The organism is Coprococcus sp. AM100_B19A (assembly GCF_027662015.1).
GTDB classification, from domain to species: Bacteria; Bacillota; Clostridia; order Lachnospirales; family Lachnospiraceae; genus Allocoprococcus; species Allocoprococcus comes.
Genome location: NZ_JAQDKN010000003.1, coordinates 224,632 through 250,597, shown reverse-complemented (window position 1 = coordinate 250,597; position 25,966 = coordinate 224,632). Strand labels below are relative to the sequence as shown.

The 25,966-nt window shown below is 44.9% G+C and carries 26 protein-coding genes; 1 reads left to right on the top strand and 25 read right to left on the bottom strand.

Going from position 1 to position 25,966, the window contains the following annotated elements; all coding sequences use genetic code 11:
- Nucleotides 1–3: 3 nt before the first annotated feature.
- Nucleotides 4–1,356: an MATE family efflux transporter gene (locus tag PGQ33_RS04795; RefSeq protein WP_117822904.1), complete on the bottom strand. Its 1,353-nt coding sequence runs from the start codon at nt 1,354–1,356 to the stop codon at nt 4–6.
- Between the two features lie 231 nt (nt 1,357–1,587).
- On the opposite strand from PGQ33_RS04795, the gene PGQ33_RS04790 reads away from it, so the two are divergent.
- Complete coding sequence (locus PGQ33_RS04790; protein ID WP_117555825.1) at nt 1,588–2,607, top strand: M42 family metallopeptidase; 1,020 nt, start codon at nt 1,588–1,590, stop codon at nt 2,605–2,607.
- 140 nt (nt 2,608–2,747) lie between these two features.
- On the opposite strand, the gene PGQ33_RS04785 is transcribed toward PGQ33_RS04790, so the two are convergent.
- The 24 genes from PGQ33_RS04785 to PGQ33_RS04670 all read right to left on the bottom strand — a co-directional run bounded on the left by PGQ33_RS04785 (nt 2,748) and on the right by PGQ33_RS04670 (nt 25,965).
- Nucleotides 2,748–4,016 carry an L-cysteine desulfidase family protein gene (locus tag PGQ33_RS04785; RefSeq protein WP_117822902.1) on the bottom strand — a complete coding sequence of 423 codons (1,269 nt, stop codon included), beginning with the start codon at nt 4,014–4,016 and terminating at the stop codon, nt 2,748–2,750.
- Between the two features lie 272 nt (nt 4,017–4,288).
- The gene (locus tag PGQ33_RS04780; protein ID WP_270205359.1) at nt 4,289–5,485 is read right to left on the bottom strand and encodes a glycine C-acetyltransferase; all 1,197 of its coding nucleotides are present in this window, start codon (nt 5,483–5,485) and stop codon (nt 4,289–4,291) included.
- A 26-nt stretch (nt 5,486–5,511) separates the two neighbouring features.
- The gene (tdh, locus tag PGQ33_RS04775) at nt 5,512–6,564 is read right to left on the bottom strand and encodes an L-threonine 3-dehydrogenase (protein WP_173689988.1); all 1,053 of its coding nucleotides are present in this window, start codon (nt 6,562–6,564) and stop codon (nt 5,512–5,514) included.
- Nucleotides 6,565–6,834: 270 nt separating this feature from the next.
- The gene (locus tag PGQ33_RS04770) at nt 6,835–8,217 is read right to left on the bottom strand and encodes an MATE family efflux transporter (RefSeq protein WP_181974485.1); all 1,383 of its coding nucleotides are present in this window, start codon (nt 8,215–8,217) and stop codon (nt 6,835–6,837) included.
- The gene (locus PGQ33_RS04765) at nt 8,198–8,698 is read right to left on the bottom strand and encodes a GNAT family N-acetyltransferase (RefSeq protein WP_117555816.1); all 501 of its coding nucleotides are present in this window, start codon (nt 8,696–8,698) and stop codon (nt 8,198–8,200) included. Before PGQ33_RS04765 ends, PGQ33_RS04770 begins: the two co-directional genes overlap by 20 nt.
- A gap of 2 nt (nt 8,699–8,700) precedes the next feature.
- Entirely contained in the window at nt 8,701–9,372 is a 672-nt protein-coding gene (locus PGQ33_RS04760; RefSeq protein WP_008371759.1) for an HAD family hydrolase, read from the bottom strand.
- Nucleotides 9,373–9,661: 289 nt separating this feature from the next.
- Nucleotides 9,662–10,462 (bottom strand): SDR family NAD(P)-dependent oxidoreductase, encoded by an 801-nt coding sequence (locus PGQ33_RS04755; protein ID WP_044998928.1) that lies wholly within the window; start codon nt 10,460–10,462, stop codon nt 9,662–9,664.
- A 176-nt stretch (nt 10,463–10,638) separates the two neighbouring features.
- A complete protein-coding gene (locus PGQ33_RS04750) occupies nt 10,639–11,268 on the bottom strand; it encodes a precorrin-8X methylmutase (protein WP_117555814.1) in 630 nt (209 codons plus the stop codon).
- Nucleotides 11,265–11,666: a bifunctional adenosylcobinamide kinase/adenosylcobinamide-phosphate guanylyltransferase gene (locus PGQ33_RS04745; protein ID WP_117822896.1), complete on the bottom strand. Its 402-nt coding sequence runs from the start codon at nt 11,664–11,666 to the stop codon at nt 11,265–11,267. Before PGQ33_RS04745 ends, PGQ33_RS04750 begins: the two co-directional genes overlap by 4 nt.
- A complete protein-coding gene (locus PGQ33_RS04740; protein WP_270205358.1) occupies nt 11,663–12,214 on the bottom strand; it encodes a bifunctional adenosylcobinamide kinase/adenosylcobinamide-phosphate guanylyltransferase in 552 nt (183 codons plus the stop codon). The genes PGQ33_RS04745 and PGQ33_RS04740 overlap by 4 nt, the downstream gene beginning before the upstream one ends.
- Nucleotides 12,202–13,740 carry a cobyric acid synthase gene (locus PGQ33_RS04735; protein WP_117823032.1) on the bottom strand — a complete coding sequence of 513 codons (1,539 nt, stop codon included), beginning with the start codon at nt 13,738–13,740 and terminating at the stop codon, nt 12,202–12,204. Before PGQ33_RS04735 ends, PGQ33_RS04740 begins: the two co-directional genes overlap by 13 nt.
- A 1-nt stretch (nt 13,741) precedes the next feature.
- Nucleotides 13,742–14,797 carry a pyridoxal phosphate-dependent aminotransferase gene (locus PGQ33_RS04730; RefSeq protein WP_117555808.1) on the bottom strand — a complete coding sequence of 352 codons (1,056 nt, stop codon included), beginning with the start codon at nt 14,795–14,797 and terminating at the stop codon, nt 13,742–13,744.
- A 15-nt stretch (nt 14,798–14,812) separates the two neighbouring features.
- A complete protein-coding gene (gene cbiB / locus PGQ33_RS04725) occupies nt 14,813–15,775 on the bottom strand; it encodes an adenosylcobinamide-phosphate synthase CbiB (protein ID WP_270205357.1) in 963 nt (320 codons plus the stop codon).
- The gene (locus PGQ33_RS04720) at nt 15,772–16,398 is read right to left on the bottom strand and encodes a histidine phosphatase family protein (RefSeq protein WP_117822890.1); all 627 of its coding nucleotides are present in this window, start codon (nt 16,396–16,398) and stop codon (nt 15,772–15,774) included. The genes cbiB and PGQ33_RS04720 overlap by 4 nt, the downstream gene beginning before the upstream one ends.
- A 34-nt stretch (nt 16,399–16,432) precedes the next feature.
- Nucleotides 16,433–17,209, bottom strand: coding sequence for an adenosylcobinamide-GDP ribazoletransferase (locus PGQ33_RS04715; protein WP_270205356.1), 777 nt, complete (start codon nt 17,207–17,209; stop codon nt 16,433–16,435).
- The gene (gene cobT / locus PGQ33_RS04710; RefSeq protein ID WP_117834379.1) at nt 17,206–18,279 is read right to left on the bottom strand and encodes a nicotinate-nucleotide--dimethylbenzimidazole phosphoribosyltransferase; all 1,074 of its coding nucleotides are present in this window, start codon (nt 18,277–18,279) and stop codon (nt 17,206–17,208) included. Before cobT ends, PGQ33_RS04715 begins: the two co-directional genes overlap by 4 nt.
- A 46-nt stretch (nt 18,280–18,325) precedes the next feature.
- Complete coding sequence (locus tag PGQ33_RS04705; RefSeq protein WP_117822884.1) at nt 18,326–19,708, bottom strand: cobyrinate a,c-diamide synthase; 1,383 nt, start codon at nt 19,706–19,708, stop codon at nt 18,326–18,328.
- The gene (gene cbiE / locus PGQ33_RS04700) at nt 19,705–20,925 is read right to left on the bottom strand and encodes a precorrin-6y C5,15-methyltransferase (decarboxylating) subunit CbiE (protein ID WP_243034340.1); all 1,221 of its coding nucleotides are present in this window, start codon (nt 20,923–20,925) and stop codon (nt 19,705–19,707) included. Before cbiE ends, PGQ33_RS04705 begins: the two co-directional genes overlap by 4 nt.
- Before the next feature lie 2 nt (nt 20,926–20,927).
- On the bottom strand, nt 20,928–21,662 hold the full coding sequence (cobJ, locus tag PGQ33_RS04695) for a precorrin-3B C(17)-methyltransferase (RefSeq protein ID WP_044998960.1): 735 nt from the start codon (nt 21,660–21,662) through the stop codon (nt 20,928–20,930).
- A 1-nt stretch (nt 21,663) separates the two neighbouring features.
- A complete protein-coding gene (cobM, locus tag PGQ33_RS04690; RefSeq protein ID WP_117555796.1) occupies nt 21,664–22,440 on the bottom strand; it encodes a precorrin-4 C(11)-methyltransferase in 777 nt (258 codons plus the stop codon).
- Nucleotides 22,437–23,174, bottom strand: a complete 738-nt coding sequence (locus PGQ33_RS04685) for a precorrin-2 C(20)-methyltransferase (protein ID WP_118217529.1) — start codon at nt 23,172–23,174, stop codon at nt 22,437–22,439. The genes cobM and PGQ33_RS04685 overlap by 4 nt, the downstream gene beginning before the upstream one ends.
- Nucleotides 23,175–23,195: 21 nt before the next feature.
- Nucleotides 23,196–24,332, bottom strand: coding sequence for a cobalt-precorrin-5B (C(1))-methyltransferase CbiD (gene cbiD, locus PGQ33_RS04680; RefSeq protein ID WP_270205355.1), 1,137 nt, complete (start codon nt 24,330–24,332; stop codon nt 23,196–23,198).
- Between the two features lie 9 nt (nt 24,333–24,341).
- Nucleotides 24,342–24,869, bottom strand: coding sequence for a cob(I)yrinic acid a,c-diamide adenosyltransferase (locus PGQ33_RS04675; RefSeq protein ID WP_118217531.1), 528 nt, complete (start codon nt 24,867–24,869; stop codon nt 24,342–24,344).
- The gene (locus PGQ33_RS04670) at nt 24,859–25,965 is read right to left on the bottom strand and encodes an ABC transporter ATP-binding protein (RefSeq protein ID WP_270205354.1); all 1,107 of its coding nucleotides are present in this window, start codon (nt 25,963–25,965) and stop codon (nt 24,859–24,861) included. Before PGQ33_RS04670 ends, PGQ33_RS04675 begins: the two co-directional genes overlap by 11 nt.
- Nucleotide 25,966 lies beyond the last annotated feature (1 nt).

The window sequence follows — 25,966 nt, the reverse complement described above, 5'->3', positions numbered from 1 at the left end:
CTGTCACTGTTTCTCTAATCCGTGAATCCAGTCTGTCTTAAGAAACAGAATCAAAAATATCACCGAACTGATAAACCAGGTAAGTGGATATGCCCAGTAGATTACATTGATCACCGGAATAATCCTGATAACAATACTAATATAGGTTACCCGGACTCCGCACCATACAATCATCATAACAAACATCGGAACAATACTTCTTCCCGCCCCTCTCTGAATTGCTGCCATACAATGCGAGAACGCAAGCAGACAATAGAAAAGAGCGATCGTATGTGCCTCTGCAATTCCATATTCAATTGCTTTTTGATCTCCTCCAAACGCAGCGATCAGGTATGGTGAAAAGAAAAAAACTGCTATTCCGATCACTTCTGCTATCCCGATTCCACAAATGGTTCCAAACAATGCCCCTTTTTTTGCCCGGTCATACTCTTTTGCTCCCAGATTCTGTCCAATAAACGTCGTGAGTGCCTGTGAGAAGCAGGTAACCGGAATAAATCCAAATCCTTCAATTTTGGAATATGACCCACATCCGGCCATTGCCAGAGCCCCAAACTGATTAATATTCGACTGTACAAATACATTTGCAACCGCAATAATGGAATTCTGGATTCCTGCCGGTATTCCGTTTACCACGATCAGCCGCAGCATATTCCCATTCATCCGAAGTTCACGAAAAGATAACCGGAACGCCTCTGGTTCCCTACGCAGTTTTCTGATACACAGAACCGCACTTAATATCTGTGAAACAATCGTTGCAAAAGCTGCTGCACCTACACCAAATCCTAAGCCTCCGATCAGCACCAGATCCAGAATCACATTCAGACACGCTGAAATGATCAAATAGATGACCGGACTCTTACTGTCACCAAGTGACTGCAAAATCCCCATTCCAAAGTTATAAATTACAAATCCAAGTGAACCTGCAAAATACACCCTGAAATAAACCAGTGATTTCGGCAGTACCTCTTCCGGCGTACCAATCAGTTTTAAAATCTGCGGTGCAAGGATCAACGCGGCAACCGTAAGAAAAATTCCACATACGCCACCAAATGCCAGTGCCGTATGGATTGCTTTTTTCAGCTTTTCATATTCTCCGGCTCCAAAATACCTCGCAATGACAACACCGGCTCCCACGCCAATTCCCCCAAAAAATCCTACCATCAGGAATATCAGATTCCCTGATGAGCTGACAGCTGCAAGTGCATTATTCCCAAGAAAATTTCCCACGATCAGCGAATCCGCCACATTATACAACTGCTGGAATAAATTCCCCCATAGAAGCGGAATCGCAAACATAATAATCTTTTTCGGAATAGATCCCGTTGTCAGTAGATTAGCGTTTGATGTTTCCCCCATAATTAACCTTGTCCTCCTATAATATTTTAAGTCTATTATACTCCTGATACGGTTAATTCACCAGCAAATATATCGGAAGCAATATTTGATTCTTTTTTAATAAATCATGAATCTATTTTTTCATCAATTATTATAACCTTTTTAAATTATCCTTCAATGTATATTGCATTTTCCATCCTCTTCCATTAAACTATTATGATATATACTATAAATTTTTTGGGGGAATTTTCTATGCAAAATTATCTTGAATTTATCGGAAACGAACTGAAAGCTTTAACTTCTATTCCAAGCCCATCCGGTTATACCAAAGATGTGGCTGCATACCTGATGAAGACTTTATCAGATATGGGATATGAACCACAGCTTTCTAACAAAGGCAACGTATTCGTAACGATCGGCGGAGAGGGGAATCCGCTGGTACTTGCAGCACACGTTGATACCCTCGGTGCCATGGTGCGTTCTGTCAAAGCAAATGGAAGACTGCGTCCGACTACTCTCGGTGGACACCAGTGGAGTACCGCTGATGGGGAAAACTGCACGATCCACACACGCGACGGACGCGTTTATACCGGTGTAGTACTAAATACTGAACCTTCTGTTCATGTTGCAGATTCTGCTGTTGAGACAAAAGAAGAAAATATGGAAATCCTTCTGGACGAAAATGTGGACACTAAAGAAGGAACTCTTTCACTTGGCGTACAGCCTGGAGATATCATCGCCATGGACCCGCGTACCCAGATCACACCGAGCGGTTATATCAAAAGCCGTTTCTTAGATGACAAGCTTTCTGCCGCCATCCTTCTCGGTCTGGCAAAATGCGTAAAAGATGAATCTATTGCTCTTTCCCGCAAAGTTTCTCTCCTTTTCACTGTATATGAAGAAGTCGGACACGGCGGAAGTTTTGTTGCCGAAGATACAACAGAGATGATTTCTGTTGACATGGGCTGCGTCGGATCCGATCTCGGATGTACCGAACGCATGGTATCTATTTGCGCAAAAGATTCCGGCGGTCCTTACAACTACGACGTAACATCCGCTCTTGCCGAAACTGCAAAAGAAGAAGGATTGGATTATGCGATCGATGTGTATCCGCATTACGGTTCTGATGTAGAGGCAACTCTTCGGGCAGGATATGATATCCGTCATGGTCTGATTGGCCCTGGGGTGTATGCATCACATAACTATGAAAGATCCCATATGGATGGGGTAAAGAATACGCTTTTGTTGTTGAAGAAGTATATTCAAAAATAAAAAGTATAAATAGCTAACGGTCAAAAATAAAACATCTGCGATATGCATACCGCAGATGTTTTATTTTTTCAATATTAGTCATATTTTTCTTAAGTCCGGTAAATGCAAGTGCCTCTTCTACCAGTTCTTTTCTCTTTTTCTTATCTTGTCATGATCTGGATGATCGTTTTATCCGTCTCACGCATTCCCTTCTTTGCAAGCTCTCCGATATTACGGATCGTGTTTTCTACACCTTTTTCTACAAGTCCGTCTCCGCCATAGAACTGCTTTCCATTTTTCTGCATCTGAAGTCCCAGAAGCCCTGCTTCTACAGCTGATGCGATTTTTGCCGCGCAGCTTGCCTTCGCTCCATCACACACAACACCTGAGTTAATGGCAACTGCATTTACAATTACATGAGAAATCTCATATGCATGTCCGCCATACAGATAACAGATTCCGGCACCTGCACCACATCCTGCACTGATCGCGCCGCAATATGCAGACAGTCTTCCGATTCCTGTCTTCATATGGATTGTGATCAGATTTGACACAACCAGCGCGCGGAGCATCATCTCTTTTGAGACATTCAGCTCTTTTGCATAGACGATCACCGGAAGAGAAGTTGTCATTCCCTGGTTACCGCTTCCCGAATTGATGACAACCGGAAGTTCACATCCGTTCATTCTTGCATCCGATCCGGCCGCTGCCATCGCTTTCGCACGGTTATGTACACTGTTTCCATATGCTTCCATCAAAGTCTTTCCAATGGCAGCCCCCCAGTTTCCTGTCATGCCTTCTTCGGCAATTGCCCAGTTATAATCAATCTGTCTCTGCAGAACTTCCTCTACGTCTGCAACGTCTACGCAGTCTGCGAATTCAATGATCTTCTCCACAGTCAGAAGAGAACGGTCCGTCGCACAGCTGGATCCCTGCTCTTCATATGCTTTTTCTCTGATGATCTCATCATCTTTCTTTACACAGATCACATTGGTGTGAAAACCTGCGATCTCTACGTATCCGCTGTGTCCGCCTGCACATGCCTTGATCTGGATGTCGAAAATATATTCTTTATCGGATTCCCGGATTGTCATCGGCATAGTATCCAGCATCTTTTTCATTTCTACTTTCTGTTCCCCTGTGATCTCTTCCAGAATTTCCAGTTCTTTTTCCGGACATCCGGCTACAATCCCTGCACAGACTGCTGCACCGATTCCGCGAAGTCCTCCTGTGCACGGTACAACGACACTTTTTACATTCTTAATAATATTTGCACTGACATTTACTTCTACAGATTCCGGTTTTTCCCCAAGAGCCTGAACTGCAACTGCTGCCGCGTAAGCTACTGCAATCGGCTCTGTACATCCCATCGCTGGAAGCAGCTCTTCCTTTAAAATTTCCACATATTCATTGTATATTTTTTGTTCCATCTTTTCTCTCCTCTGTCAGATGACACCCCATTCATCTTTTTATGGTTCCCTGTTTATTTTATAGTATTCCTGCCTTTCCCACAAGCTTTTCTCTCTATTTTTTCAGGTTTTACATAATTACCATGATTACATTCCAAAAATATTCTTTTATTTTTATTTAACGCCTCCGAAAATTTTCCTATAACATTTTTTAGTCAAATTTCTCTGTTATATCATCACAAAATGCCGGGCAACATTTTGTACTGTCCGGCATTTTTCTATCCTGTAGCAATTTATTTTCCAATCTCTTCTCTAGTCTCTTTAAAACATTTGATAATGAAATCAATATCTTCTTTTGTATGGCTCGCGCATACCTGTGTGCGGATTCTTGCTTTTCCTTTCGGTACAACCGGATAAGAAAATGCAACCACATATACCCCTTTTTCCATCATTTTCTTTGCATATTCTCCGGCAAGTCTTTCATCATAAAGCATAACCGGTACACATGGATGGGTTCCTTCGATGATATCAAATCCATTTTCTACCAGCTGCTTGCGGTAGTATGCGGTTACTTCTTCCAGATGGTCACGAAGCTCGGTGCTTTCTTCCAGCATATTGAACATCTCAATACTTGCTCCTGCGATTGCCGGTGCAAGAGAGTTGGAGAACAGGTACGGACGGCTTCTCTGACGAAGCAGATCGACGATCTCTTTTCTTCCTGATGTATATCCACCGGAAGCCCCACCGAGTGCTTTTCCGAGTGTTCCTGTAATGATATCCACTCTTCCTTCTACGCCACAGTATTCGGAAGTTCCTCTGCCGTGTGCTCCTACAAATCCAACTGCATGGCTGTCATCCACCATAACCAGTGCGTTGTATTTATCAGCAAGATCGCAGACACCTTTTAAGTTACAGATGATTCCATCCATTGAAAATACACCGTCTGTAGCGATCAGTTTGACTCTTGCTCCTGCTGCATCTGCAGCCTGAAGCTGTGCTTCCAGATCTTCCATGTTATTATTTTTATAGCGGTATCTTTTTGCCTTACAAAGACGAACTCCGTCAATGATGGAAGCATGGTTCAGTTCATCACTGATCACTGCATCCTCTGCAGTCAGGATAGTTTCAAAAAGTCCACCATTTGCATCAAAGCAGGAAGAATATAAAATCGTATCATCTGTTCCCAGAAATCCGGAAATCTTCTTTTCCAGTTTTTTGTGGATGTCCTGTGTTCCACAGATAAATCTGACAGAAGCAACCCCATATCCTTTTTCATCATAAGTTTTCTTCGCTGCATCGATCAGTCTCTGATTGTCCCCAAGTCCAAGATAGTTATTGGCACACATATTAAGAAGCTCTCTTCCGTCTTCCATTACAACCTTTGCGCCCTGCGGAGATACGAACGGTGCTTCCCCTTTGAAAAGACCATCTGCTTTGATCTGTTCTACTTCTTTTGTATAAATACTTAAAATATCATTTTTTCTTGCCATTTTATTCTCTCCTTCTTCTGCTTTTCCTAATCGTTAATATGTGCCCAGTCAAGGATCACCTTTCCTGACTGTCCTGAGATCATTGCCTCAAATCCTTTTTCATAATCGCGGATATCAAAATGGTGTGTGATGATCGGTGAAATATCAAGTCCCGCCTGGATCATCGTAGACATCTTGTACCAGGTATCCCATACTTTTCTTCCATAAATTCCGCGGATATTCAGCCCATTGAAGATCACTGTCTCAAGATCTACGGTTGCATCCTGTCTCTGCAATCCGAGAAGTGCGATCTTTCCACCATGTTTCATGTTATGGATCATATCAGAAAGTCCCGGCTGGCTTCCGGACATTTCAAGTCCGATATCAAAGCCTTCTGTCATTCCGATCTCATGCATCACATCCGTCAGTTTTTCCTGTGTCAGATTAACGCATCTGGTCGCACCCATTTTTGCTGCCAGATCCAGACGGTACTGGTTCATATCCGTGATTACCACATGTCTTGCTCCTGCAAATTTTGCGATCGCCGCTGCCATGATCCCAATCGGCCCTGCACCTGTGATCAGCACATCTTCACCAAGCATGTCGTAAGATAATGCAGTATGGGTTGCATTTCCAAATGGATCAAAGATCGCATATAATTCTTCATCAATTGCCGGATTGCACGGCCATACATTTGAAGCGGGAATAACCAGATATTCTGCAAACGCACCGTTCCGGTTTACCCCAACACCTTTGGCATCTTTACAGTTCTCTTTATGCCCTTCCAGACAGTTTCTGCATTTTCCACAAGTGATATGTCCTTCACCGGATACCAGATCGCCCACCTTGAATCCCTGTACACCTGTACCGACTTCTACAACTTCCCCGACATATTCATGTCCTGCGGTCAGTCCGATCGGAATAGTATGCTGTGCCCATTCATTCCACTGGTAAATATGTACATCAGTACCACAGATTGCATTTTTATGGATCTTGATCTTTACGTCATTTGGTCCTACTTCCGGAATCTGTACTCTTTTCAGCCAGAGTCCCTGTTCCGGTTTTTCCTTTACTAACGCCCACATTTTATTATCATTCATCTTCATTACCTCCGCATGACACATATGTCCGTTTAACGCGGACTTTTTATTGCTTTTGTTTTTCTATACTTAGGATACCCTATTTTTCTTCTCTTTTCAATCTATTTTCCGTGATACACAAACATTTTACATGTTCATGTTTTTGTAGCGGATACAAGCACATGTGTCTTTCTATTGCAAGCACATTTATTATATATATACAAAAACAGACAGATAAATCTGTCTGTTTTTCACAATGCCCTACTGTCGATTTTCACAATTTCGTTCTGTTTATAACAATCTTTTTTCTTTCTGATGTACCCTTTTTCTCACAAAATAGAAGCACACGACCTGAAGTACAATGGTAATGATCCATGACACCGGATAGGATACAAAAAGTACGGATAAAGATCTGTGGTTCGGAAAAATTCCAAATACCCACACAATTCTTGTTCCCACCGTTCCGATCACTGAAAGCACCATCGGGACTGCTGAATATCCCATTCCACGAAGCGCACCCGGAAACAAATCCATGATCCCACACAGGAAATAAGTGATCGATGTATACGCCAGGATTTCCATTCCGCAGTTGATAACCTTTGGATCTGAAGTATAAACTGTCAGAATCTGCGGTCCGAAGCTATAGGCAAGACCACCAAGCACTGCCGCGATCGATATAGACAGAATCGCACAGTCACGCAGCACCTTATCCATTCGTTTCAGCTTACCCACACCATAATTCTGACTGGTAAAACTCATACATGCCTGGGTGATCGAATTCACTGACATATAAAGGAACCCAAGTATATTGTTCGCTGCTGTATAGCCTGCCATCGCAATCGATCCAAATGAATTAACCGAAGACTGCAACAGTGCATTGGACAAATTGATGACCGTACTCTGGATTCCCGCCGGAACTCCCACCTGGAAAATCTGTTCCATGTAGGCACCATTGATCTTCAGTTTGGAGAAACGAAGCTGATAACTTCCTTCCGACCGGTACAGACAGGTCAGTACCAGCACACAGGAAATCAGCTGTGAAATAATTGTTCCAATTGCAACCCCGGCAACTCCCATATGAAAAAGAATAACCAGTGTCATGTTCAGCGCGGCATTTGCAATTCCGGAAATGATCAGGAAGATCAATGGCCTTTTTGTATCACCGATCGCCCTTAAAATGGCTGCCCCATAGTTATATAACATAAAAAATGGCATTCCCATAAAATAGATCCGCATATATAAGGCAGACTGCCCGATTACATCATCCGGCGTTCCCATAATTTCAAGTGCCCACTTTGCAAGAAGCACCCCGATAACTGCCATCATAATTCCACTGATCAGCGCAAGTGTGATCGAAGTATGTACTGTTTCCGACATCTCCCGGTCTTTGCCCGCTGCATAAAATCTGGCTGCAAGAACATTGGCACCAAGTGAAATTCCGATAAACAGGTTCGTAAACACATTGATCAGTGCTGTTGTGGAGCCGACTGCGGCAAGTGCCTGACTCCCGGAGAATCTTCCTACCACGATGATATCCACTGCATTAAACGCAAGCTGCAGAATTCCGGAAACCATAAGTGGCAGTGAAAAAGAGATCAGCTTGTCCATGATGGAGCCGTTGCACATATCAATTTCAAACCTATTTTTTTTCACATTATTCACCCAGCCCTTCATCAAATGTAAGTCTCATCTGATTCCAGACCACGTTTCCATGTACTGATTCTGAGACACCTTCATTTTTGAATCCAAACCTGGCATAATAAGATATCAGCCGGTCCTTGCAGGTAAGGACAAGTCCCTTTCTTCCCTGCTCTTTTGCATCTGTAATCGCTCTTTTGATCAATTCTCCTGCATATCCATGTTTCCGGTAAGACGGCAGCGTATTTACACCAAAAATCATCTGCCAGTCACCTTTTTCATCATGCATTTCCGCTTTTTCATACATTTCGTCTGTCAGATCTTCCTGATTTGTCACCATACCGTCCACGAAGGCGATCAACTTCTCTTCTTCAAACATCAGCCAGAAATGATCTTTATAAAAAGTAAGTCTCTTTTCAAATTCTTCTTCTGTTGCCGCTTCTGCTGCCGGGAAACACTCTGCCTCCACACGGGCAATTTCTTTCAGATCACTCATATCTGCTGTTCTTATTCTCATCTTTACTCTCCCTCTTTTCCTAATATTTTCAGCATTTTTTCTACATTTTCGCTGGTCCATGCCGGAAATTCCAGTACCGCATCCGGGATATCCTGCCTTCCGGAATCCGGGTTGTGGAACCAGATACATTTCATACCGGCTGCTCTGGCAGCTCCTCCACCGTTAGTCGAATCCTCTACTACCAGACAGTCCTCCGGCTCCATTCCCAGTTTCTCTGCCGTTACAAGGAAAGTATCCGGTGCCGGTTTTGGATGCTCTACATAATCTCCACTCATGACCACTGTAAAATATTTCTCCATATCCAGAGACTTTAATGCATCTTTGATCGCATAAGCCGGAGAGGAAGACGCTACTGCAAGCAGATATCCTTCGTCTTTTAACTGCTTCAATGCTTCTTTGATTCCCGGCATCTCCGGAAATCCTTCTGCCTCTGTAATCTGCGCTTTTTTCTCTTTCATGAGCGCATTCATCTTATCCACATCATCAAAAACCGGCCCATAATTCTCATTGATCAAATCCATGAAGAATCCACGAGTAGAACCGATACACGGAAGGTAGACCTCATAGTCAAGATCGATTCCGTTCTTCTCTTTTAAAATTTCCTTCCAGCAACGATAGTGTAATGGTTCTGTGTTGATCAGAACACCGTCCATATCAAAAATAACTGCTTTCATATCTTTTTAGCCTCGATTAAATGATTTAAATTTTCTTTTCATTCTTATTTTGAATGACGTTTTTAAAGATGTCAAGACAGAGAAGCTAAAAAGAATGTGCCTTGACACATTCTCGCGCCGAGCGCAGTCGCTTGCGACATTCTTCATCTTCGTGCGAGTGCGCATCTCCGGCACGCAGTGCCTTTTGTTTCATAGGAAGTTCCTCCGGAATTTCCTATGAAATAAAAAGAGAGCGACTGTACGATTCAAAAAACGCACAGGCACTCTCTTTGGCTTTTATGGATTTTTCTTAAGGTCTCTGTCCCATTCCACCTTCTAAGGTGATCGTCTCTCCGTTCATATATTTGAAATCCGGTGATGCAAGCTGTACGCATGCACGTCCGATTTCTTTTTCTACATCTCCGTAATGTCCAGCCGGCGGCATCTTTACATTTGCCTTAAATGCTTCCGGATAAGCTTTCTGAAAATTCTCAAGCTGTGCTGTCCATGCGAGCGGGCATACGATATTGACATTGATTCCGTCTGGTCCCCACTCTGTTGCAGCGACTCTGGAAAGTCCACGAATCCCTTCTTTTGCCGCTGCATATGCGCACTGCCCGTAATTTCCGAAAAGTCCGGCGCCTGAAGCAAAATTGATAACAGATCCCTTTGTCTCTTTCAGGTACGGATAGCATGCCTGCATATAATAGAATACCGCATATACGCCGGAATACATTGCCAGATTGAACTGGTCTGTTGTATGATCTGCGATCGTAACACCGGATGCGGATGCCTGTGCATTATTGATCAGGACATCAATTCTTCCGAATGTGTCGATTGCCTGCTTTACTACGTTCTGTACTGTTGCTTCATTATCAGCCCCCGCGCTGACATCAGCCTGTACAGGTAATACTTTGATACCATAGAGTCTCTCCAGTTCTTCTTTGGCATCTTCGAGTTTCTTTACATTACGTCCGGTAATTACCAGATTCGCTCCTTCTTTTGCGTAAGCTGTTGCGATTCCATATCCAATAGATCCACAGCTTCCATCACTTAATACGGCTCTTCCGCCGCCTGTGATAATTGCAGTCTTTCCTGTTAAAAATCCCATAATCAGTTTCTCCTTCCTGCTATCCTTCAACTAGCATACGATTATAATAGCAGAGTTCAGGTCGGAATTCAATACGGAATTGCGTCTATTTTCTGACAATATAGTTATTTTTTTAATTATCGCAAATACAGTTAGAATACAAAAACCTCATTGGACAAGGGTAGTTTATTATATATTTACAACATATATAATAGTGCATTGCAGATGCATGCAGCGATATTGCTGCCACCTTTTCTGCCTCTTGCCACGATATATGGTGTGTCTTTCAGTGAAAGGATTAACTCTTTAGACTGGACGACATTTACGAATCCTACAGGAACTCCGATGACAAGTTCCGGGGTTAATTTGCCATCCTGGATCAGTTCATAGAGTCTTACAAGGGCTGTCGGGGCATTTCCGATGGCAAAGATGATTTTTTTATCAAGGGCGGCTGCTTTTTCCATGCTTGCCACGGCACGCGTGGTTCCGTTCTTTTTGGCAGTTTCTGCTACATCTTCATCGGACATGAAGCAAAGAACTTCGCCTCCGTATTCTGCAAGCTTCCGTTTGTTGATACCTGCTTTTCCCATCTGGGTATCGGTTACAATGACTGCACCATTCCGGATGGCATCCAGCGCTTTTTCTACTGCACCTTCTGAAAACATCAGGTTCTTGGCATAATCAAAATCTGCGCTTGTATGGATACAGCGTTTGACGATCGGTTCTGTTCCTGGGATCAGATGCGTATCTCCCAGTTCTTCTGTTATGATCTCAAAACTGCGTTTTTCTATTTCTGCAGGTTTTACATTTTCCAGTTCTATCTTCACTTGGTATCTCCTCCTTTGATCGTCACACCGATCCCGCATACTACCCGGTCTACCTGATCTGAATTTGCCGCAAGTACGGTACAGATCCTTCCGGTCAGTTCCCTGTATCTGCGCTCAAATGCGTCTATCGGAACCAGGCCATAGCCGATCTCCTGTGTCACAATTACAATATCCGGACACTTTTTTGTTAGTTTCGATGCGAAATCAATTGCTTCTTTTTCCGACCAGTTTTCTTTTTTTATCATGCTCTGGATATATTTTTCAAAATGAAAGACTCCTTCTGCCGCAAAAATATTATCTCCTTCACATAGTTCCCCATCCGTCCAATGAATGTATGGGTTCTGCTTTTTTGCGTACGCAAGCTTCCCCTGGTATGCACCGCCGATTATCATTTTCATTTTTTTATATCTTTCCTTTCATCCGGAATTCCGTACACAACTTCTGTCACCAGATCTGCCATCTCTCCCATCCGAAGATTTACGTTTCCGAGAAGCTTCAGATATTTTTCCATCTCCGGATTGTCTGTCATACTGTCTGAAAACACTTCATTTGTAACAACTACCAGATCATCACTGGCCTTTTGCAGCTTATGGATTCCTGCCAGAATGGACTCTTCTGCATTTTCACCTGCTCCTGACGGATCGTACATTTCATTTGCCACAAGATTGGACATACATTCCAGAAGAACACTTCCTGTCTCTTTTGTCTGCAGGACTTCCGCAGCTTTTTTAAGATCCGTATAGCATTCGATCGTTTCAAACCCTTTGCCTGCACGAAGTCTTCTGTGACGTGCAATTTTCTCTTCCGTTTCCTTCCCGAAAGGCATCATAGTTGCTATATAGTAGCGTTTTTTGTTTCTTTTTGAATGGCTGGCATACTCCATAAGCTTCTGCTCTGCATATTCGGATTTGCCACTTCCACTGCCACCTGTGATCAGATGAAACATTCTGCTGCATTTCCCTTCTCGATAATCTCATATATTTTCTTCATATCCATATTCTCACGAACTGCATTTGCAAGAATCTGATACTGCTTCTCTTTGTAAGCATGGTAGTCCATGGAGTGCATGGCTTCCTCGCCGTATCCTTTTTCTTTCAGAAGTGCCCCGATCAGTGCATCCGCTACTTCCCGGTCATCAAAAATCCCATGTACATAGCAGCCGTACACATTCTTCTTCTGCGCTCCGTCCCACCGGCTCTCATCTGTCACCTGATCACAGATCTGTACCAGCATCTTATGATCTGCAGCATCTTTATCTGAAAAAATAGTTTCCCCCATATGGATCTCATATCCATCCAGCTTTGCACCGGACATTGCTTTTAAGATTCCGGTAACTTCTCCGAACTTTCCGGTAACACGGGTTCTTCTCTTGGTATTTTCAAATACAGTAACGGCAGGAAGCAGCCCCATCGCTTTTATGGTTCCACCACGTTCTACCCCTTCCGGATCACAGATCTCTTCTCCCAGCATCTGGTAACCGCCACAGATACCAAATACCGGTTTCCCTGATGAGGCATGGCGCAGCACTTTCCCTTCCAGTCCGCTCTGACGAAGCCACAACAGGTCTTCCATCGTATTTTTACTTCCCGGCAAAATTACCAGATCCGGATTCCCGAAATCTCCTGCCTTTGACACATACCGGAGAGAAACTTCTTCCCTGCATTCCAGTACTGCAAAATCTGTGAAATTAGAAATACGCGGCAGGCGGATCACTGCAATATCCAGAAGTGCCGCCTTTTCTTTCCGGTCAAACCTTTCTGACAGACTATCCTCATCATCAATATCCGCATAAATATATGGCATCACGCCACATACCGGTATCTTTGTCCGATCCTCCAACATCCTGATACCTGGCTCCAGAATTTTTACATCCCCACGGAACTTATTGATCACCGTACCTTTGATTCTTGCCCGCTCTTTTTCTTCCAGCAACATAACCGTTCCGACGATCTGCGCAAACACACCACCACGGTCAATGTCTCCTACAAGAAGAACCGGTGCATCCACCAGCTCAGCAAGTCCCATGTTGACAATATCATTCTGCTTAAGGTTTATTTCTGCCGGACTTCCCGCACCTTCTATGACAATCACATCATACTTTTCATCCAGTTTATGATAAGCTTCTAAAATAGCCGGAATATATTCTTTCTTTTTACGGAAGTATTCCATCGCCGGCATGACTCCCGCAACTTCTCCGTTTACAATTACCTGACTTCCTACATCGGAGGTCGGTTTCAAAAGAATCGGGTTCATATAAACTTCCGGCTGGATCATGGCAGCTTCTGCCTGCATGACCTGTGCGCGTCCCATTTCCAGACCATCTGCCGTGATAAAAGAATTGAGTGCCATGTTCTGTGACTTAAATGGTGCAACCCTGATTCCATCTTCCTTTAAAACACGACAGAGCCCTCCCGCAAGAAGGCTCTTTCCAACATTTGACATGGTTCCCTGAATCATAATCGACTTTGCCATATTAAAATTCTCCCTGACCTGCATAGAGGATTTCTCCCAGCGCATCGATCAGCTTCTGGTTGTCTCCTCTCTGCCGCATACAAACACGATAATATCCTTCTCCGAGACCTTTGTAATTGCTGCAATCCCGAATCAGGATCTTCTGTTTTTTCAGTTTCTCATATAAATTTATACCGCTTCGCATCAGAATGAAATTGGCATCTGACGGATAATGGGTAATTCCCAGCTTGTTCAGTTCATTTTCCATCCAGATTCTTTCACGGTTCGTAAAATCACAGGTCCGTTTCACACGCATCCCCTCTTTTAAAGATGCCATGCCTGCCACCTGTGCCGGTATCGATACACTCCATGGCTGTCTGGACTGTTCCATCTTCTCCAGAAATTCCATATCCGAAGTAACGGCATACCCGATACGGATTCCCGGAATCGCGTGCATCTTAGTCAGTGAACGGAGGATAAATAAAGTTCTCCATCTCTTGGTATCCGCAAGAATGGATGCCGTAGCTGCATTTTCCGCAAAATCAATAAAACATTCATCCAGCACCATCCGGATTCCGTAAGTCTCACATCTGGCAAGAATCTTCCAGAGCATGCTCCGGTCGATCAGCTTTCCGGTCGGATTATCCGGTGAACATAAAAATACCATATCGATATCTTCATTCAGAAGATCCAGAAAATCTTCTTCCAGCTGAAACCCAGTCGCTTCTCTTTTCTTATAATAACAGATCTCGCACCCGGTCGCACGCAGTGCCTGTTCGTATTCCGCAAATGCAGGAACCGGTATCAGCGCCTTCCTTGGGCAGTCCGCAAGCACTGCCGTAAAAATCAGATCCGCCGCCCCATTTCCACAGATAATATGCTCAGCCGGAACTTCCAGTCTTTTCGCCAGAGCACTTTTCAGTTTCCTGCAGCTGGCATCCGGATAATTTCCAATCTGGTCCATTGACTTTCTTGCCGCTTCCACTACAGCTCTTCCAGGTCCGAACGGATTCAGATTCACGGAAAAATCTGTCATTCCTTTGTGTGTATAAATATCTCCACCATGTACATATTCCATAACCTTTTATTCCCCTTACACCAGTATCATACAATATTTCAGTAATCCAAAGACAAGAAGTGTCAGAAGTGCTGCTCCGTCCATCAGATTTCCGGCTCTTAAAATATCTTTCGGCTCGATAGGACGCACATCATCTCCAATTGTCTCTTTCGGATATAATTTTCCAAAATAATAGGCATCTCCGGCAAGCTGCACCTGAAGTGCACCTGCACATACCGCTTCTGTTTGTGCGGAATTCGGGCTGGCATGCTTTCGCCTGTCTCTTTTCCAGACTGCCCACGCCCTTTTATAATCCATCCTGAAGATCCATGCACTTGCGATCATCAGAAGTGCTGATATCCTGGACGGAATATAATTCCATACATCATCCATTTTAGCCGCAAACCGACCAAAATGTAAATACTTTTCATTCTTATATCCTATCATAGAATCCATTGTATTAACAGCCTTATAAAAAAATCCAAGTGGTGCCCCACCGATCAACATAAAAATGAGCGGTGCGATCACTCCGTCTGATGTATTTTCGGCTACCGTTTCTACCGCTGCCTTTGTCACTCCGGCCTCAGAAAGATTTCCGGTATCCCGCCCTACGATCATCGATACCGCATGTCTTGCCCCCTCCAGGTTATGGTTTACGAGCTGTACATAAACCTTCCGGCTTTCATCTTTCAGGCACTTTCCGGCAAGAAGCTGATAACACCAGAAGGTTTCCAGTGCAAATCGAAGCCAGAAGCTGACCTTTCCGGCAAGATACAAAAGTCCCCACGGAATTCCGACGGATACCATAACCACACCAAACCACAGAATCCCCCCTGCGATTCTCTCTTTTCTTTCCTCATTTTTGCAAAATCCGCGCAACCATTTTTCCAGCCTCGAAATCCACTTTCCAATGATCCGCACCGGATGATAGAGCCATACCGGATCTCCGAAAACCGCATCCAATGCCATTCCTGCTATACATGCCATCAAAGAACTCATATCTCCTCAATCTCCTCAAACTGTCTGTTTCCCTGCTGCCATTTTTCTTCCTCAATTTGAAAATGAAAACCTTTTCCGTTTTTCACCTGCCAGTGGTAAAATTCTTTCTTTTCCGGATCAAATGCTTCCATCACCGACATGATCGTTCCCCCATGAACCACAAAGGCAATCTTCTTCCTTTTTCCCTTTATCATCTTTTCCATCATCTCTTCAAATCCGCAAACACATCGTTTCCGGAACTCCATCGGATCTTCTCCTCCCGGAAATGCCTTTGTACCTCCAGAATCAATCCAGCTCTGATACTTTGGATTCCCAGTCAGCTCCTGATAATTCTTCCCCTCAAAAAGCCCAAAATCGCATTCCCTCATCTTATCACAGACAACCTGCTCCGCTCCCGGGAAAAGAATCTCTGCCGTCTGCCTGCACCTCCTGAGCGGACTGACAATCACAAGCTCCGGCTCCCACTTCGCACGTCCATTTTTCTTCCCGTATCGTCTGTTTTCTTCTTTTTTCAGAATATACTCCGGAACGCACTCTGTTTTTATTTCTTCATCCGTCACCCCTATATACCGTTTTTCCAAATTCCCTTCCGTCGCAAAATGCCGAATCAGTCTGACTTCCATCTTCTATATGTCTCCTCTTCCTTTCCCTGCTTTTTCATTGGATTCCCTGCACAATCAATCCCCCGACTAATAATGCCAGCTCACAAATCTGCAGAAAGTATCCCGCCAGATCCCCGGTAACGCCTCCAAACTGTTTCCTGCTCATCCGGTAATAATATCCAAATACTGCTCCTGCAATTATAAGAAGTACCACCATACCAACCGGCGAGCAGATATACAAATATCCTGCCACCAGGATCAGGTATACGATCATTGTGAACCTTACTGCCTTTTTCTGTGCTCCGTCCTGGAAAGTCTTCACAAGACCACTTCCTCTTGCTGCCGGAAATGTCATTACAGCAAGCCCACTGAGCGCTCTTGAAATTACATATCCTGCTGCTACTACAGGAATCATCTCCGTCCGGATTTCACTCCATACGCCAAGGCTTCCGGTAAAATAACAGCAGATTCCGATGACCGCAAAAGCACCGTTATGCGAATCTTTCAGGATTTCCAGTTTCTTTTCTTTATCTCCCCAGGATCCAAGTGCGTCCATCGTATCCATAAATCCATCCAGATGGATTCCTCCACTTACAAAAACTGGTATCAATGTCATGACCGCAGCAAACATCAATCTTCCACTGTGTACTTTTGAAAAAATATTTCCATCAAGAAACATTCCTGCCAGATAAATGATTGCTCCGGTCACAACACCGATCAGCGGAAAAAAACACATCGTATATTTCATATTTTCCTTGTTCCACTCAATGCGCGGCATCGGTATTTTGGAATACATAGAAAACGCAATGATCATCGGTTCTAAAAACTTCATCTTTCTTCCTTCCCATCCAGTACTTCATACTGCTCTACGTGAATATCATCAAAAGTTCCCATTTTGCGGTACACCTGAAGTCCCATCTCAAGAAGCGGCATCGCTGCCACTGCTCCTGTTCCTTCCCCCAGACACATACCACATGTGAGAAATGGTTTTTTTTCTAAAGCATCTAAAATCTTTCTTGACGCAGGTTCATCAGACAAATGGGATGGTAAAATATATCCTGCACATTCCGGAACCATCCGTACCGCCACAAGTGCAGCCACTGCAGAAATAAAGCCATCTATCAGCACCGGAATCCGGTAGATCGCCCCACCAAGATATACACCTGCAAGTCCTGCTATGTCAAGTCCTCCAACCTTGGAAAGTACATCGATCGCATCTGTCTTATCCGGCTGCATCCGCTCAACCGCTTCCCGGATGACCTGTACCTTCTTTCGCAGACCTTTTTTCGTCAGACCTGCCCCCTTTCCTGTCATGACCTTCGGATCCTCTCCAAGCAATACAGAGGCAACCGCACTGCTGGTCGTTGTATTTCCAATCCCCATTTCACCTGTCGCAAGAATTTCGTATCCCGCTTCGGCACACTTCTTTACCATCTGAATTCCAACTTCTATCGCCTCAACTGCCTCTTCTCTTGTCATCGCCGCTTCTTTTGCAAAATTGTGTGTGCCATACATCACTTTGTATTCTTTCTTTGTCACAGACGGCACATCTGTTGCCATTCCTACATCCACCGGGAAAAGATCTACCTTTGCCTCTTCTGCCATGATGCAGACGCTTGTCTCTCCTCTTGTAAAATTATCCGCCACGATTGCCGTTACTTCCTGACCGGTCTGTGTCACGCCTTCTTCTACCACACCGTTGTCCGCGCACATAATGATCAGCCCGCGCTTTCGCAGTTCAAAATCTGAAGTCCCCTTAATCCCGGCAATCTGGATCACCGCATCCTCCAGACTTCCCAGGCTAAACAGCGGCTTCCCTACCGTCATCCAGTGAGCCCGCGCCTCTTCCATTGCATTTTCATCAAGTGGTTTTATTTTCTCTTTCCATCTGGTCTCTTCCATCTGTAAGTCTAATCTCCTGTCTTTTCGATTTGTCTTTGTCAGCTTTTTACTTGCTTCTGTAGGTTCTACACGCTTCTACAAAGCGTTTGGCCACTTTGGGGTTGGAATAAAAGTATAAATGCGGAAATCCCGCAAACAGATTCCCCTTCATATGAACAGCCTGCCATTTTCTCACACCATCCGGCTTTACGGCAAGTGTATCCTCTCCGTTTTCCGTAGAATCCCAATAATGGAACTCATGCGCCCGGATCTTCTCTCCCTTTTTCATATACACTCCGTTCATTTCCGCAGTCAGCTCAATGTATCCGAATCTGGTAAGTCGCCCTTTTTTGATCCCTTTTCCCGGAAGTGCCCCCACCATCGGATAGTGCTTTCCATCTTCCCCTTCCAGCTCTTCTGTCAAATATAAAAATCCTCCACATTCCGCAATACATGGAATTCCATTTTCAATCTGCTTTCTTACATCTTTTCGCATAGCTCTGTTTTCTGCCAGATGTTTCGCACAAAGTTCCGGATATCCACCACCAAATAAAAGTCCGTCTAAATGTTCCGGAAGCCTTGTATCCTCCAAAGGACTAAACGGAATAATCTCACATCCAAGCTCTTTTAAAAGCTCCATATTATCCTTATAATAGAAACAAAAGGCCAAGTCACGCGCTACGCCGATACGCACTTTTCGTCCGGCTGCTTCCTGTTTTGCCTTCACCGGATGATACTCCATTTCTTTTGCTTCCCAGGCAATTTTCAGCACCGATTCCATATCAAGTGTCTCTGTCAGAATCTCTGCTGCCCGGTCAATCTGTTTTCCCAGGTTCCCTATTTCCTCCGGAAGCATCAGTCCCAGATGCCGACTCTCCAGATGAAAAGCATCCTCCTCCGGCACATAACCAACCACCTGAACCTGGAATCCCATTGTCTGCAATCCCTCTTCGATCATCTTCTTCATCTTCGGATACAGCATCGGGGAAATCCGGTTCAGAATGATTCCCCGGATATTACTGTCATTCCGGTATTCAATCATTCCCTTCAATACTGCCAGGATTGTCGATGCCATACCTCTTGCCGGAACAACCAGGATTACCGGAAGTCCCAGGGTTCTCGCAACGTCATAAGTACTTGCCTGATCCGAATCCAGACTGATCCCGTCATAGTACCCCATCACACCTTCTGTCACCACAAGCTCCGCGCCTTCCGCATGATGCATAAACCGCTCTTTCAAGCGCTCCCGGTCACAAAAATACAGATCCAGGTTCTCGGAATCAATTCCCAGCACCTCCCGGTGAAACATAGGATCAATATAATCCGGTCCGCATTTGCAGGCGCGTACCTTCTTTCCGGCATTTTTAAATGCTTTCATCATTGCCATTGTCACCGCTGTCTTTCCACTCCCACTGGCAGATGCCGCGATTACAATTCCGGGAATTTTCATTCTGTATCTCCTCCGTCTGAAATAATATAAATCGGATTTAACCCGGTCATCATGTGATATCTTCCAAGTTTCTTTGACTTTGCCACATTCAGTTGTATGATTTCCGGATCTGCAAGCAGTCCTTCCTCCATCGCCTCCATCGCTTCCTTCACGGTTTCCAGCGAAATTGCATTGATCACGATACGGACGTCCGGATTTTTTTTCTTTATGCACTGAATAATTTCTTTTAACTGTCCTGTACTGCCTCCGATAAAAGCATGGGTCGGCATTTCCAGTGCTTCCAGTGCTTCCGGTGCAACTCCTTCTATAACCTGAATCTGGTCTGCCCGGAATTTCTGCATATTCTTCCTGATCAGTTCTGCACCCTCCGGATTCTTCTCTATTGCATAAACGCGGAGATTCTCTCCCTGAAGAGCAGCCTCTATAGACACTGAACCGGTTCCGGCCCCCACATCATATATTACTGCATTCTTTGTAAGCTTCAATTTTGCAATGCTGACTGTCCGCACTTCCTCCTTCGTCATCGGAACACTTCCACGGATCAGCTCCTCATCTGCAAGATGAATTCCTGTTCTCTTTTCCGGCTTTGGATTCTCGATCAGAATAGTGGTAAGATCACCAAAATCTTCTGCCAGAAGCTCGTTTCCTTTTTTGATTACAATCTCTTCATCCGGATAAGACAAATGATTTCCAACCGAAACGGTTACTTGTTCCAGATGGTAATATTTCAGTTTTTCGCAGATCTCTTTTCCCGCACTTTTTCCAAGGATCAGAAATGTCTTTTCATGGTTTGCAACTACATGGATAAAATTCTGACTTCTTCCATGCATGCTGAGAATCTTCGCATCCTCCCAGCTTTTTCCAAGCTTTGCCGCAAGATAGATTACAGATGAAATCCCCGGAAAAATCTGTACTTCATATCCGTCTTTTTTCAGAATATCCGCCAGCTTTTTTGCCCCGCTGTAAAATCCGGTATCCCCGGAAAACAGCACCGTACATCTGGTCTTTTCCTCCTGCTCATCTAGGATTGCTCTGATTTTTTCCGGCAGATACTCTGCATAGCAGCATTTCTTTTTTTCCCGGAATCCTTCCAGCATCCGCGTAGCTCCGATCAGCACATCACTTTCCGCAATGATCTTTCTGACCTCTTCCGTAAGCGTTCCTTTGCTTCCCATCCCGATCCCGGCAAGATTTACCTGGCATTTTCGGTTTTCCACAGTTATTCCTCCAATCGATAGCCTCTCGGTGTCACCATTTTCCCATCCACATTTCTCGTCTGGCTGTTGCCGATATAAACGGTTGTAAACATATCGACCTCCGTATCCTTCAGCTCAGAAAGTGTCAGAATATGTGCATCTTCGCCTTCACGTCCGATGTTCCGCACATAACCGCAGACTGTATCCGGGCTCTGGTACTCCAGGATATACTCGCATGCCTTTTTCAGGTAATCTGCCCGTTTCCGGCTGGACGGATTATACAGACAGATCACAAAATCCGCCATCGCAGCTCCGCGGATCCTCTTTTCAATCTTCTCCCACGGTGTCAGAAGATCACTCAGACTGATCACTGCAAAATCATGCATCAGAGGTGCACCAAGAACTGCCGCACCGCCATTTGCCGCCGTGATCCCCGGCACGACCTCCAGCTCCACCTCCGGGTAGCCCTGTCCCATCTCATAGAGCAGACCTGCCATTCCGTAAATTCCGGCATCCCCACTGCATACCATAGCTACCGTTCTTCCTTTCATCGCCTCATCCATTGCCATCTCACAGCGGATCACTTCCTGCCGCATTGGTGTGGAAAGATACTTTTTATCCGGAAACCTTTCCCGTATCAGTCCCGTATATACGGTATACCCGATAATAACCTCACTTTTTTCCAGTGCCGTGGACGCCTGGTATGTCATTTCTTTCTCAGCACCCGGTCCAAGACCGATTACATAGACTTTTCCAATTTTACACATTTCCTGCACCTTCTTTTCCTTTGCCCTGCCTGAACTCTGTTGTAAACTCCGGATGATATAGAAGTGACCGTTCATACTCTCCGCCAAGAACCTCACCAACCACGATCAGTGCTGTCTTTGTAATTCCATTCTCCTTTGCTGTCACCGCAAGATCTTTCACCTTACATCTGCACACCTTTTCATCCTCCCAGGTTGCCTTGTAAACGATCGCTGCCGGAGTCTCCGGCTGATAACCGCCTTCGATCAGACGCTTCGACAGTTCTTCCAGCATCCCGGTACTTAAAAAGATTACCATCGTTGCCTGGTGCGCAGCGAAGCTTTCAATGGATTCTTTTTCCGGAACCGGTGTTCTTCCTGCCATCCGTGTGATCACCACAGACTGTGAAATCCCAGGAAGAGTATATTCTGCATTCAGTGCAGATGCCGCTCCGCAAAAGGAGCTGACTCCCGGGCACACTTTATAAGAAATATTCTCCTTTTCCAGCAGATCCATCTGCTCTTTGATCGCACCATACAGACACGGATCACCCGTATGCAGCCGGACAACTTTTTTTCCCTGCTTCTCTCCGGAAATCATCACTTCCGTCACTTCTTCCAGCGTCATCTTCGCACTGTTGTAGATCTGACAGTCCTTCTGACATACGGTAAGAAGCTCCGGATTTACCAGTGAACCGGCATACACCACTATATCTGCTTCCTCCAAAAGCTTCTGCCCCCGTACTGTGATCAAATCCACAGCACCGCTTCCTGCTCCAACAAAATGAATCATTTTTCTTTCTCCTTTGCTATTACAATTGAAAAATATCCCGCATCTTCCGGTATTTCTTCTGTGCGTTTGTAAATTTTTTCTCCATCCATTCCGCAGTTCATGACCATTTTCGCCTGCTGTCCTTCCTCTTTCAGAACAGCTTTGACCTGCGCCATCTTTTTCCCGGTCTTCATAAGAACCTTCGTCCCCGGAAGCTTCAACTTTTCTTCAATTCCATAGGACACCGGAAAAACATGCAGCTCCTGCCGGTTCTCCACAAGCGAGATCTCCAGCCTTGCTGCCGCAGCACAAAAAGACGGAATCCCGGAAAAGATCTCCCCCTGATATCCCATCTTTTTCAGTCTTTTATAAATATAAATTCCTGTCGAATACACGGTCGGATCTCCAATCGTCAGAAAAACCAGATTCTTTCCTTTCTCCAGAAGCTCTGACGCCTTTCTTGCACCCGCATCGTGTATCTCTTTCAGTAGCTTTTTTTCCTTGATCATTGGCATAGGAAGATACAGCCGCAGCTTCTTTTTCGTCTCCGGCTCTGCCTCACACGCAATCCTATATGCCAGACATTCTTTTGCAAATGTCTCTTCTTCCCCCTCTTCCAGTTCCGGTTTCTTTAACTCCGGACTGCCAATTGGAAGTACCAATACCTGACACGCTTTAATCGCACGAATTGTCTTTATCGTCATCAGTTCCGGATCTCCCGGACCTACACCCGCAAGGTCAAATCTTCCTGCCATTTTTTTGTCATACCTTTCTACCTATCCGATCTTTTCCCTCAGTTTGTCCACAAGAGATGTCTTCCCAAGAATCCCGAGCTCATCCGAAAACATCAGCGCCCCGACCTTCATCTTCTCGCCTGCACGCTTCGCCAAATGATACTCGATCTTCTCCATCACGGTCCGCATCGTCTCTTCCAAAAGTCCTCTTTCTTCCAGAATGTCCAATGCTTCCTTCGTCGTAAAACACTTCATCAGAGCACAGACTGTCTCACGGTCTGCCCCTGCCATTGCCGCATGGACGGCAAGCACTTCCATTCTTGCATCTGCCTGTCTGGAATGGGTATTCATTACACCTGCCGCGATCTTGACCAGCTTTCCGATATGTCCTACAAGCAGCAGTCCGTCCATCTTCAGCCGCACGCCGTCATCAATCGCATCCCCGATATAATTGCTGCATTTCACCGCAAGCTCCTGGTCATACCCAAGTGTCTGCCTTAAAAAATCATTTCCATAATTTCCCGGTGTCAGATAACAATACCGGTGACCTTCATCACGAAGCATCTTCATTTCCAGGAAAATAGTCTGCGTCAGTGCCTGTTCACTCATCGGTTCTACGATTCCTGATGTTCCGAGTACCGAAATCCCACCTTCGATCCCAAGTCTTGGATTAAACGTTTTCTTCGCGATCTCCACGCCCTGCGGAACATAGATCAGAACGTCCGCGCCACCATCCCAGTCATATTTCTCAATCTGGCTTTGCACCGCTTCCCGGATCATCTGCCGCGGAACCTTATTGATCGCCGCTTCCCCTGCTTCCTGCTCCAGCACCTTCCGGGTGAACCGCCCTACTCCGATCCCACCATCTAAGGTCATTCCTTTTTCCCTTTTTTTCGTGACCTTGGCGTAAACGAAGATCCCGTTCGTCACATCCGGGTCATCTCCGCTGTCCTTCTGAATGGCACAGCTGACAGATTCATTTTCTCTTTGGATCTTTTCTACTTCCAGATACAGTTCGATCCCTTTCGGCGTCATAAGAGATACCTGGCGGATTTCCTCCCCGGAAAAGAGCATTGCCGCTGCCGCCTTTGCTGCTGCCGCAGCACAGCTTCCTGTTGTATATCCACACCGCAGTTCTTTTTGATTTTTCCACACGACCTGCATCTTGTCCATTTCCATTTCATCTCCTTAGTATTCGATGCCTTTCCTTGCCCGGATTCCTTTTTCAAAAGGATGCCGTACCATCTTTACTTCCGAAATATAATCTGCCAGCTCCAGAACCTCATCTGACGGATCCCGTCCGGTCAGAACCACTTCCAGATTGTCCGGTCTGTCTTTTAAGAACTGCACCGCCTCTTTATTCGGGATCAGTCCATACCGGTATGCCGCCATAAATTCATCAATCACAAGCATATCATAATCCCCTGTACTGATTTTCCCCAGGATCGTATTCCACAGCCTGCCATACATCTCTCGGACTTCTTCCTGTTCCTTTTCGGAAAGTGTCTTAAAAAATCCATAGCTTTTTTCCAGATGAAGTACCTCGATCTCCGGGATCCGATCCAGGATCTTCAATTCTCCCGAAAATTCATTTTTTAAAAAACGGGCAAACAGAACCCGCATACCACTTCCAGCTGCGCGAACTGCAAGCCCCGTTGCCGCCGTCGTCTTTCCTTTTCCATCTCCACAGTAAATGTGCAAAAGTCTATTTTTCATATGATTCCAGCTTTCCCATTTCTTCTGCAAATACAAGCAGTTCTTTCATCTTCCGGTTGGTTGTTCCAATCACAATTCCTGCATTTATCACCTTTTTACACTGCCTAATCATCTGCTTTGCCCGTTCAAATGCACGGTCGCTTACCGGTTCAAATGGCTCTTCTTCGATTACGCTGACCGCCAGATGTTCTGCCAGATGATAGTCAATATCATTAGTATACAGGATTCCTGCCGAAAATGGAATCTTTGCTTTCTGAAGGTTCCGGTAAACAGGGATTCCACTGCCTCCGGAAGAGATCACAAATACTTCTGCCTCTCCCTCCGCCTTTGCAAGCTCCACACTTCCGAACACAGGATCAAAATGCCCGTTGTCGATCTCATAAAGTTTCTGGATAAAATCTTCTTTAAAAATCGCCTCCGGCTCTCCATAACCGAAAATTGTATCTCCTTTAACGCACAGGATCTTATCCGAGATCTTCTGCGCCAGATCGATCTCATGAAGTGACATAATGACCGTGATCTGCTTTTCTTTCGCCATATTTTTCAAAATAGTAAGCAACTCCAGCTTATAACGGATATCCAGAAAAGAAGTGGGTTCATCCAGGATCAGTACCTCCGGTTCCTGGCAGATCGCTCTTGCCAGAAGGATCCGCTGTCTCTGCCCGTCACTGATCGCCTCAAAACTTTTTTCTGCGTATTCTGTTGCATGGACAATTTCCAGTGCTTCCTGTGTCTTTTTCTCATCTCCTCGCGTTAATATCCCGAGCCGTCCTGTATAAGGATACCGCCCTGCTGCTACGACCTCATAGCAGGTCATCAGCTCCGGCTTTGCCCGCTGTGTCAGTACCACTGCCATCTGCGTTGCAAGCTCTTTGTAAGATAAGTCTTTCAGATTCTTTTCACCGATCGTCACCTTACCTCCAATGAGCGTAAGCTGCTTGGTAATACTTTTTAAAATCGTAGATTTCCCGGAACCGTTTGGTCCGATCAGTGTCAATATCTCACCTTTTTTAATCTCTGTACAGATATCATGGATCAGTACATTTCCATGATATCCGACAGAAAGATCTTTCATCTGAAAATAGTTCTCACTCATA

What these genes read in the sequence shown, in the direction of transcription:
- PGQ33_RS04795 (WP_117822904.1), bottom strand. Translation starts at nt 1,356, where the DNA reads ATGGGGGAAACATCAAACGCTAATCTACTGACAACGGGATCTATTCCG.
- PGQ33_RS04790 (WP_117555825.1), top strand. Translation starts at nt 1,588, where the DNA reads ATGCAAAATTATCTTGAATTTATCGGAAACGAACTGAAAGCTTTAACT.
- PGQ33_RS04785 (WP_117822902.1), bottom strand. Translation starts at nt 4,016, where the DNA reads ATGGAACAAAAAATATACAATGAATATGTGGAAATTTTAAAGGAAGAG.
- PGQ33_RS04780 (WP_270205359.1), bottom strand. Translation starts at nt 5,485, where the DNA reads ATGGCAAGAAAAAATGATATTTTAAGTATTTATACAAAAGAAGTAGAA.
- tdh (WP_173689988.1), bottom strand. Translation starts at nt 6,564, where the DNA reads ATGAATGATAATAAAATGTGGGCGTTAGTAAAGGAAAAACCGGAACAG.
- PGQ33_RS04770 (WP_181974485.1), bottom strand. Translation starts at nt 8,217, where the DNA reads ATGAAGGGCTGGGTGAATAATGTGAAAAAAAATAGGTTTGAAATTGAT.
- PGQ33_RS04765 (WP_117555816.1), bottom strand. Translation starts at nt 8,698, where the DNA reads ATGAGAATAAGAACAGCAGATATGAGTGATCTGAAAGAAATTGCCCGT.
- PGQ33_RS04760 (WP_008371759.1), bottom strand. Translation starts at nt 9,372, where the DNA reads ATGAAAGCAGTTATTTTTGATATGGACGGTGTTCTGATCAACACAGAA.
- PGQ33_RS04755 (WP_044998928.1), bottom strand. Translation starts at nt 10,462, where the DNA reads ATGGGATTTTTAACAGGAAAGACTGCAATTATCACAGGCGGCGGAAGA.
- PGQ33_RS04745 (WP_117822896.1), bottom strand. Translation starts at nt 11,666, where the DNA reads ATGAAAATGATAATCGGCGGTGCATACCAGGGGAAGCTTGCGTACGCA.
- PGQ33_RS04740 (WP_270205358.1), bottom strand. Translation starts at nt 12,214, where the DNA reads ATGTTTCATCTGATCACAGGTGGCAGTGGAAGTGGCAAATCCGAATAT.
- PGQ33_RS04735 (WP_117823032.1), bottom strand. Translation starts at nt 13,740, where the DNA reads ATGGCAAAGTCGATTATGATTCAGGGAACCATGTCAAATGTTGGAAAG.
- PGQ33_RS04730 (WP_117555808.1), bottom strand. Translation starts at nt 14,797, where the DNA reads ATGGAATATGTACATGGTGGAGATATTTATACACACAAAGGAATGACA.
- cbiB (WP_270205357.1), bottom strand. Translation starts at nt 15,775, where the DNA reads ATGAGTTCTTTGATGGCATGTATAGCAGGAATGGCATTGGATGCGGTT.
- PGQ33_RS04720 (WP_117822890.1), bottom strand. Translation starts at nt 16,398, where the DNA reads ATGGAAGTCAGACTGATTCGGCATTTTGCGACGGAAGGGAATTTGGAA.
- PGQ33_RS04715 (WP_270205356.1), bottom strand. Translation starts at nt 17,209, where the DNA reads ATGAAGTTTTTAGAACCGATGATCATTGCGTTTTCTATGTATTCCAAA.
- cobT (WP_117834379.1), bottom strand. Translation starts at nt 18,279, where the DNA reads ATGGAAGAGACCAGATGGAAAGAGAAAATAAAACCACTTGATGAAAAT.
- PGQ33_RS04705 (WP_117822884.1), bottom strand. Translation starts at nt 19,708, where the DNA reads ATGAAAATTCCCGGAATTGTAATCGCGGCATCTGCCAGTGGGAGTGGA.
- cobM (WP_117555796.1), bottom strand. Translation starts at nt 22,440, where the DNA reads ATGATTCATTTTGTTGGAGCAGGAAGCGGTGCTGTGGATTTGATCACA.
- PGQ33_RS04685 (WP_118217529.1), bottom strand. Translation starts at nt 23,174, where the DNA reads ATGGCAGGAAGATTTGACCTTGCGGGTGTAGGTCCGGGAGATCCGGAA.
- cbiD (WP_270205355.1), bottom strand. Translation starts at nt 24,332, where the DNA reads ATGGAAATGGACAAGATGCAGGTCGTGTGGAAAAATCAAAAAGAACTG.
- PGQ33_RS04675 (WP_118217531.1), bottom strand. Translation starts at nt 24,869, where the DNA reads ATGAAAAATAGACTTTTGCACATTTACTGTGGAGATGGAAAAGGAAAG.
- PGQ33_RS04670 (WP_270205354.1), bottom strand. Translation starts at nt 25,965, where the DNA reads ATGAGTGAGAACTATTTTCAGATGAAAGATCTTTCTGTCGGATATCAT.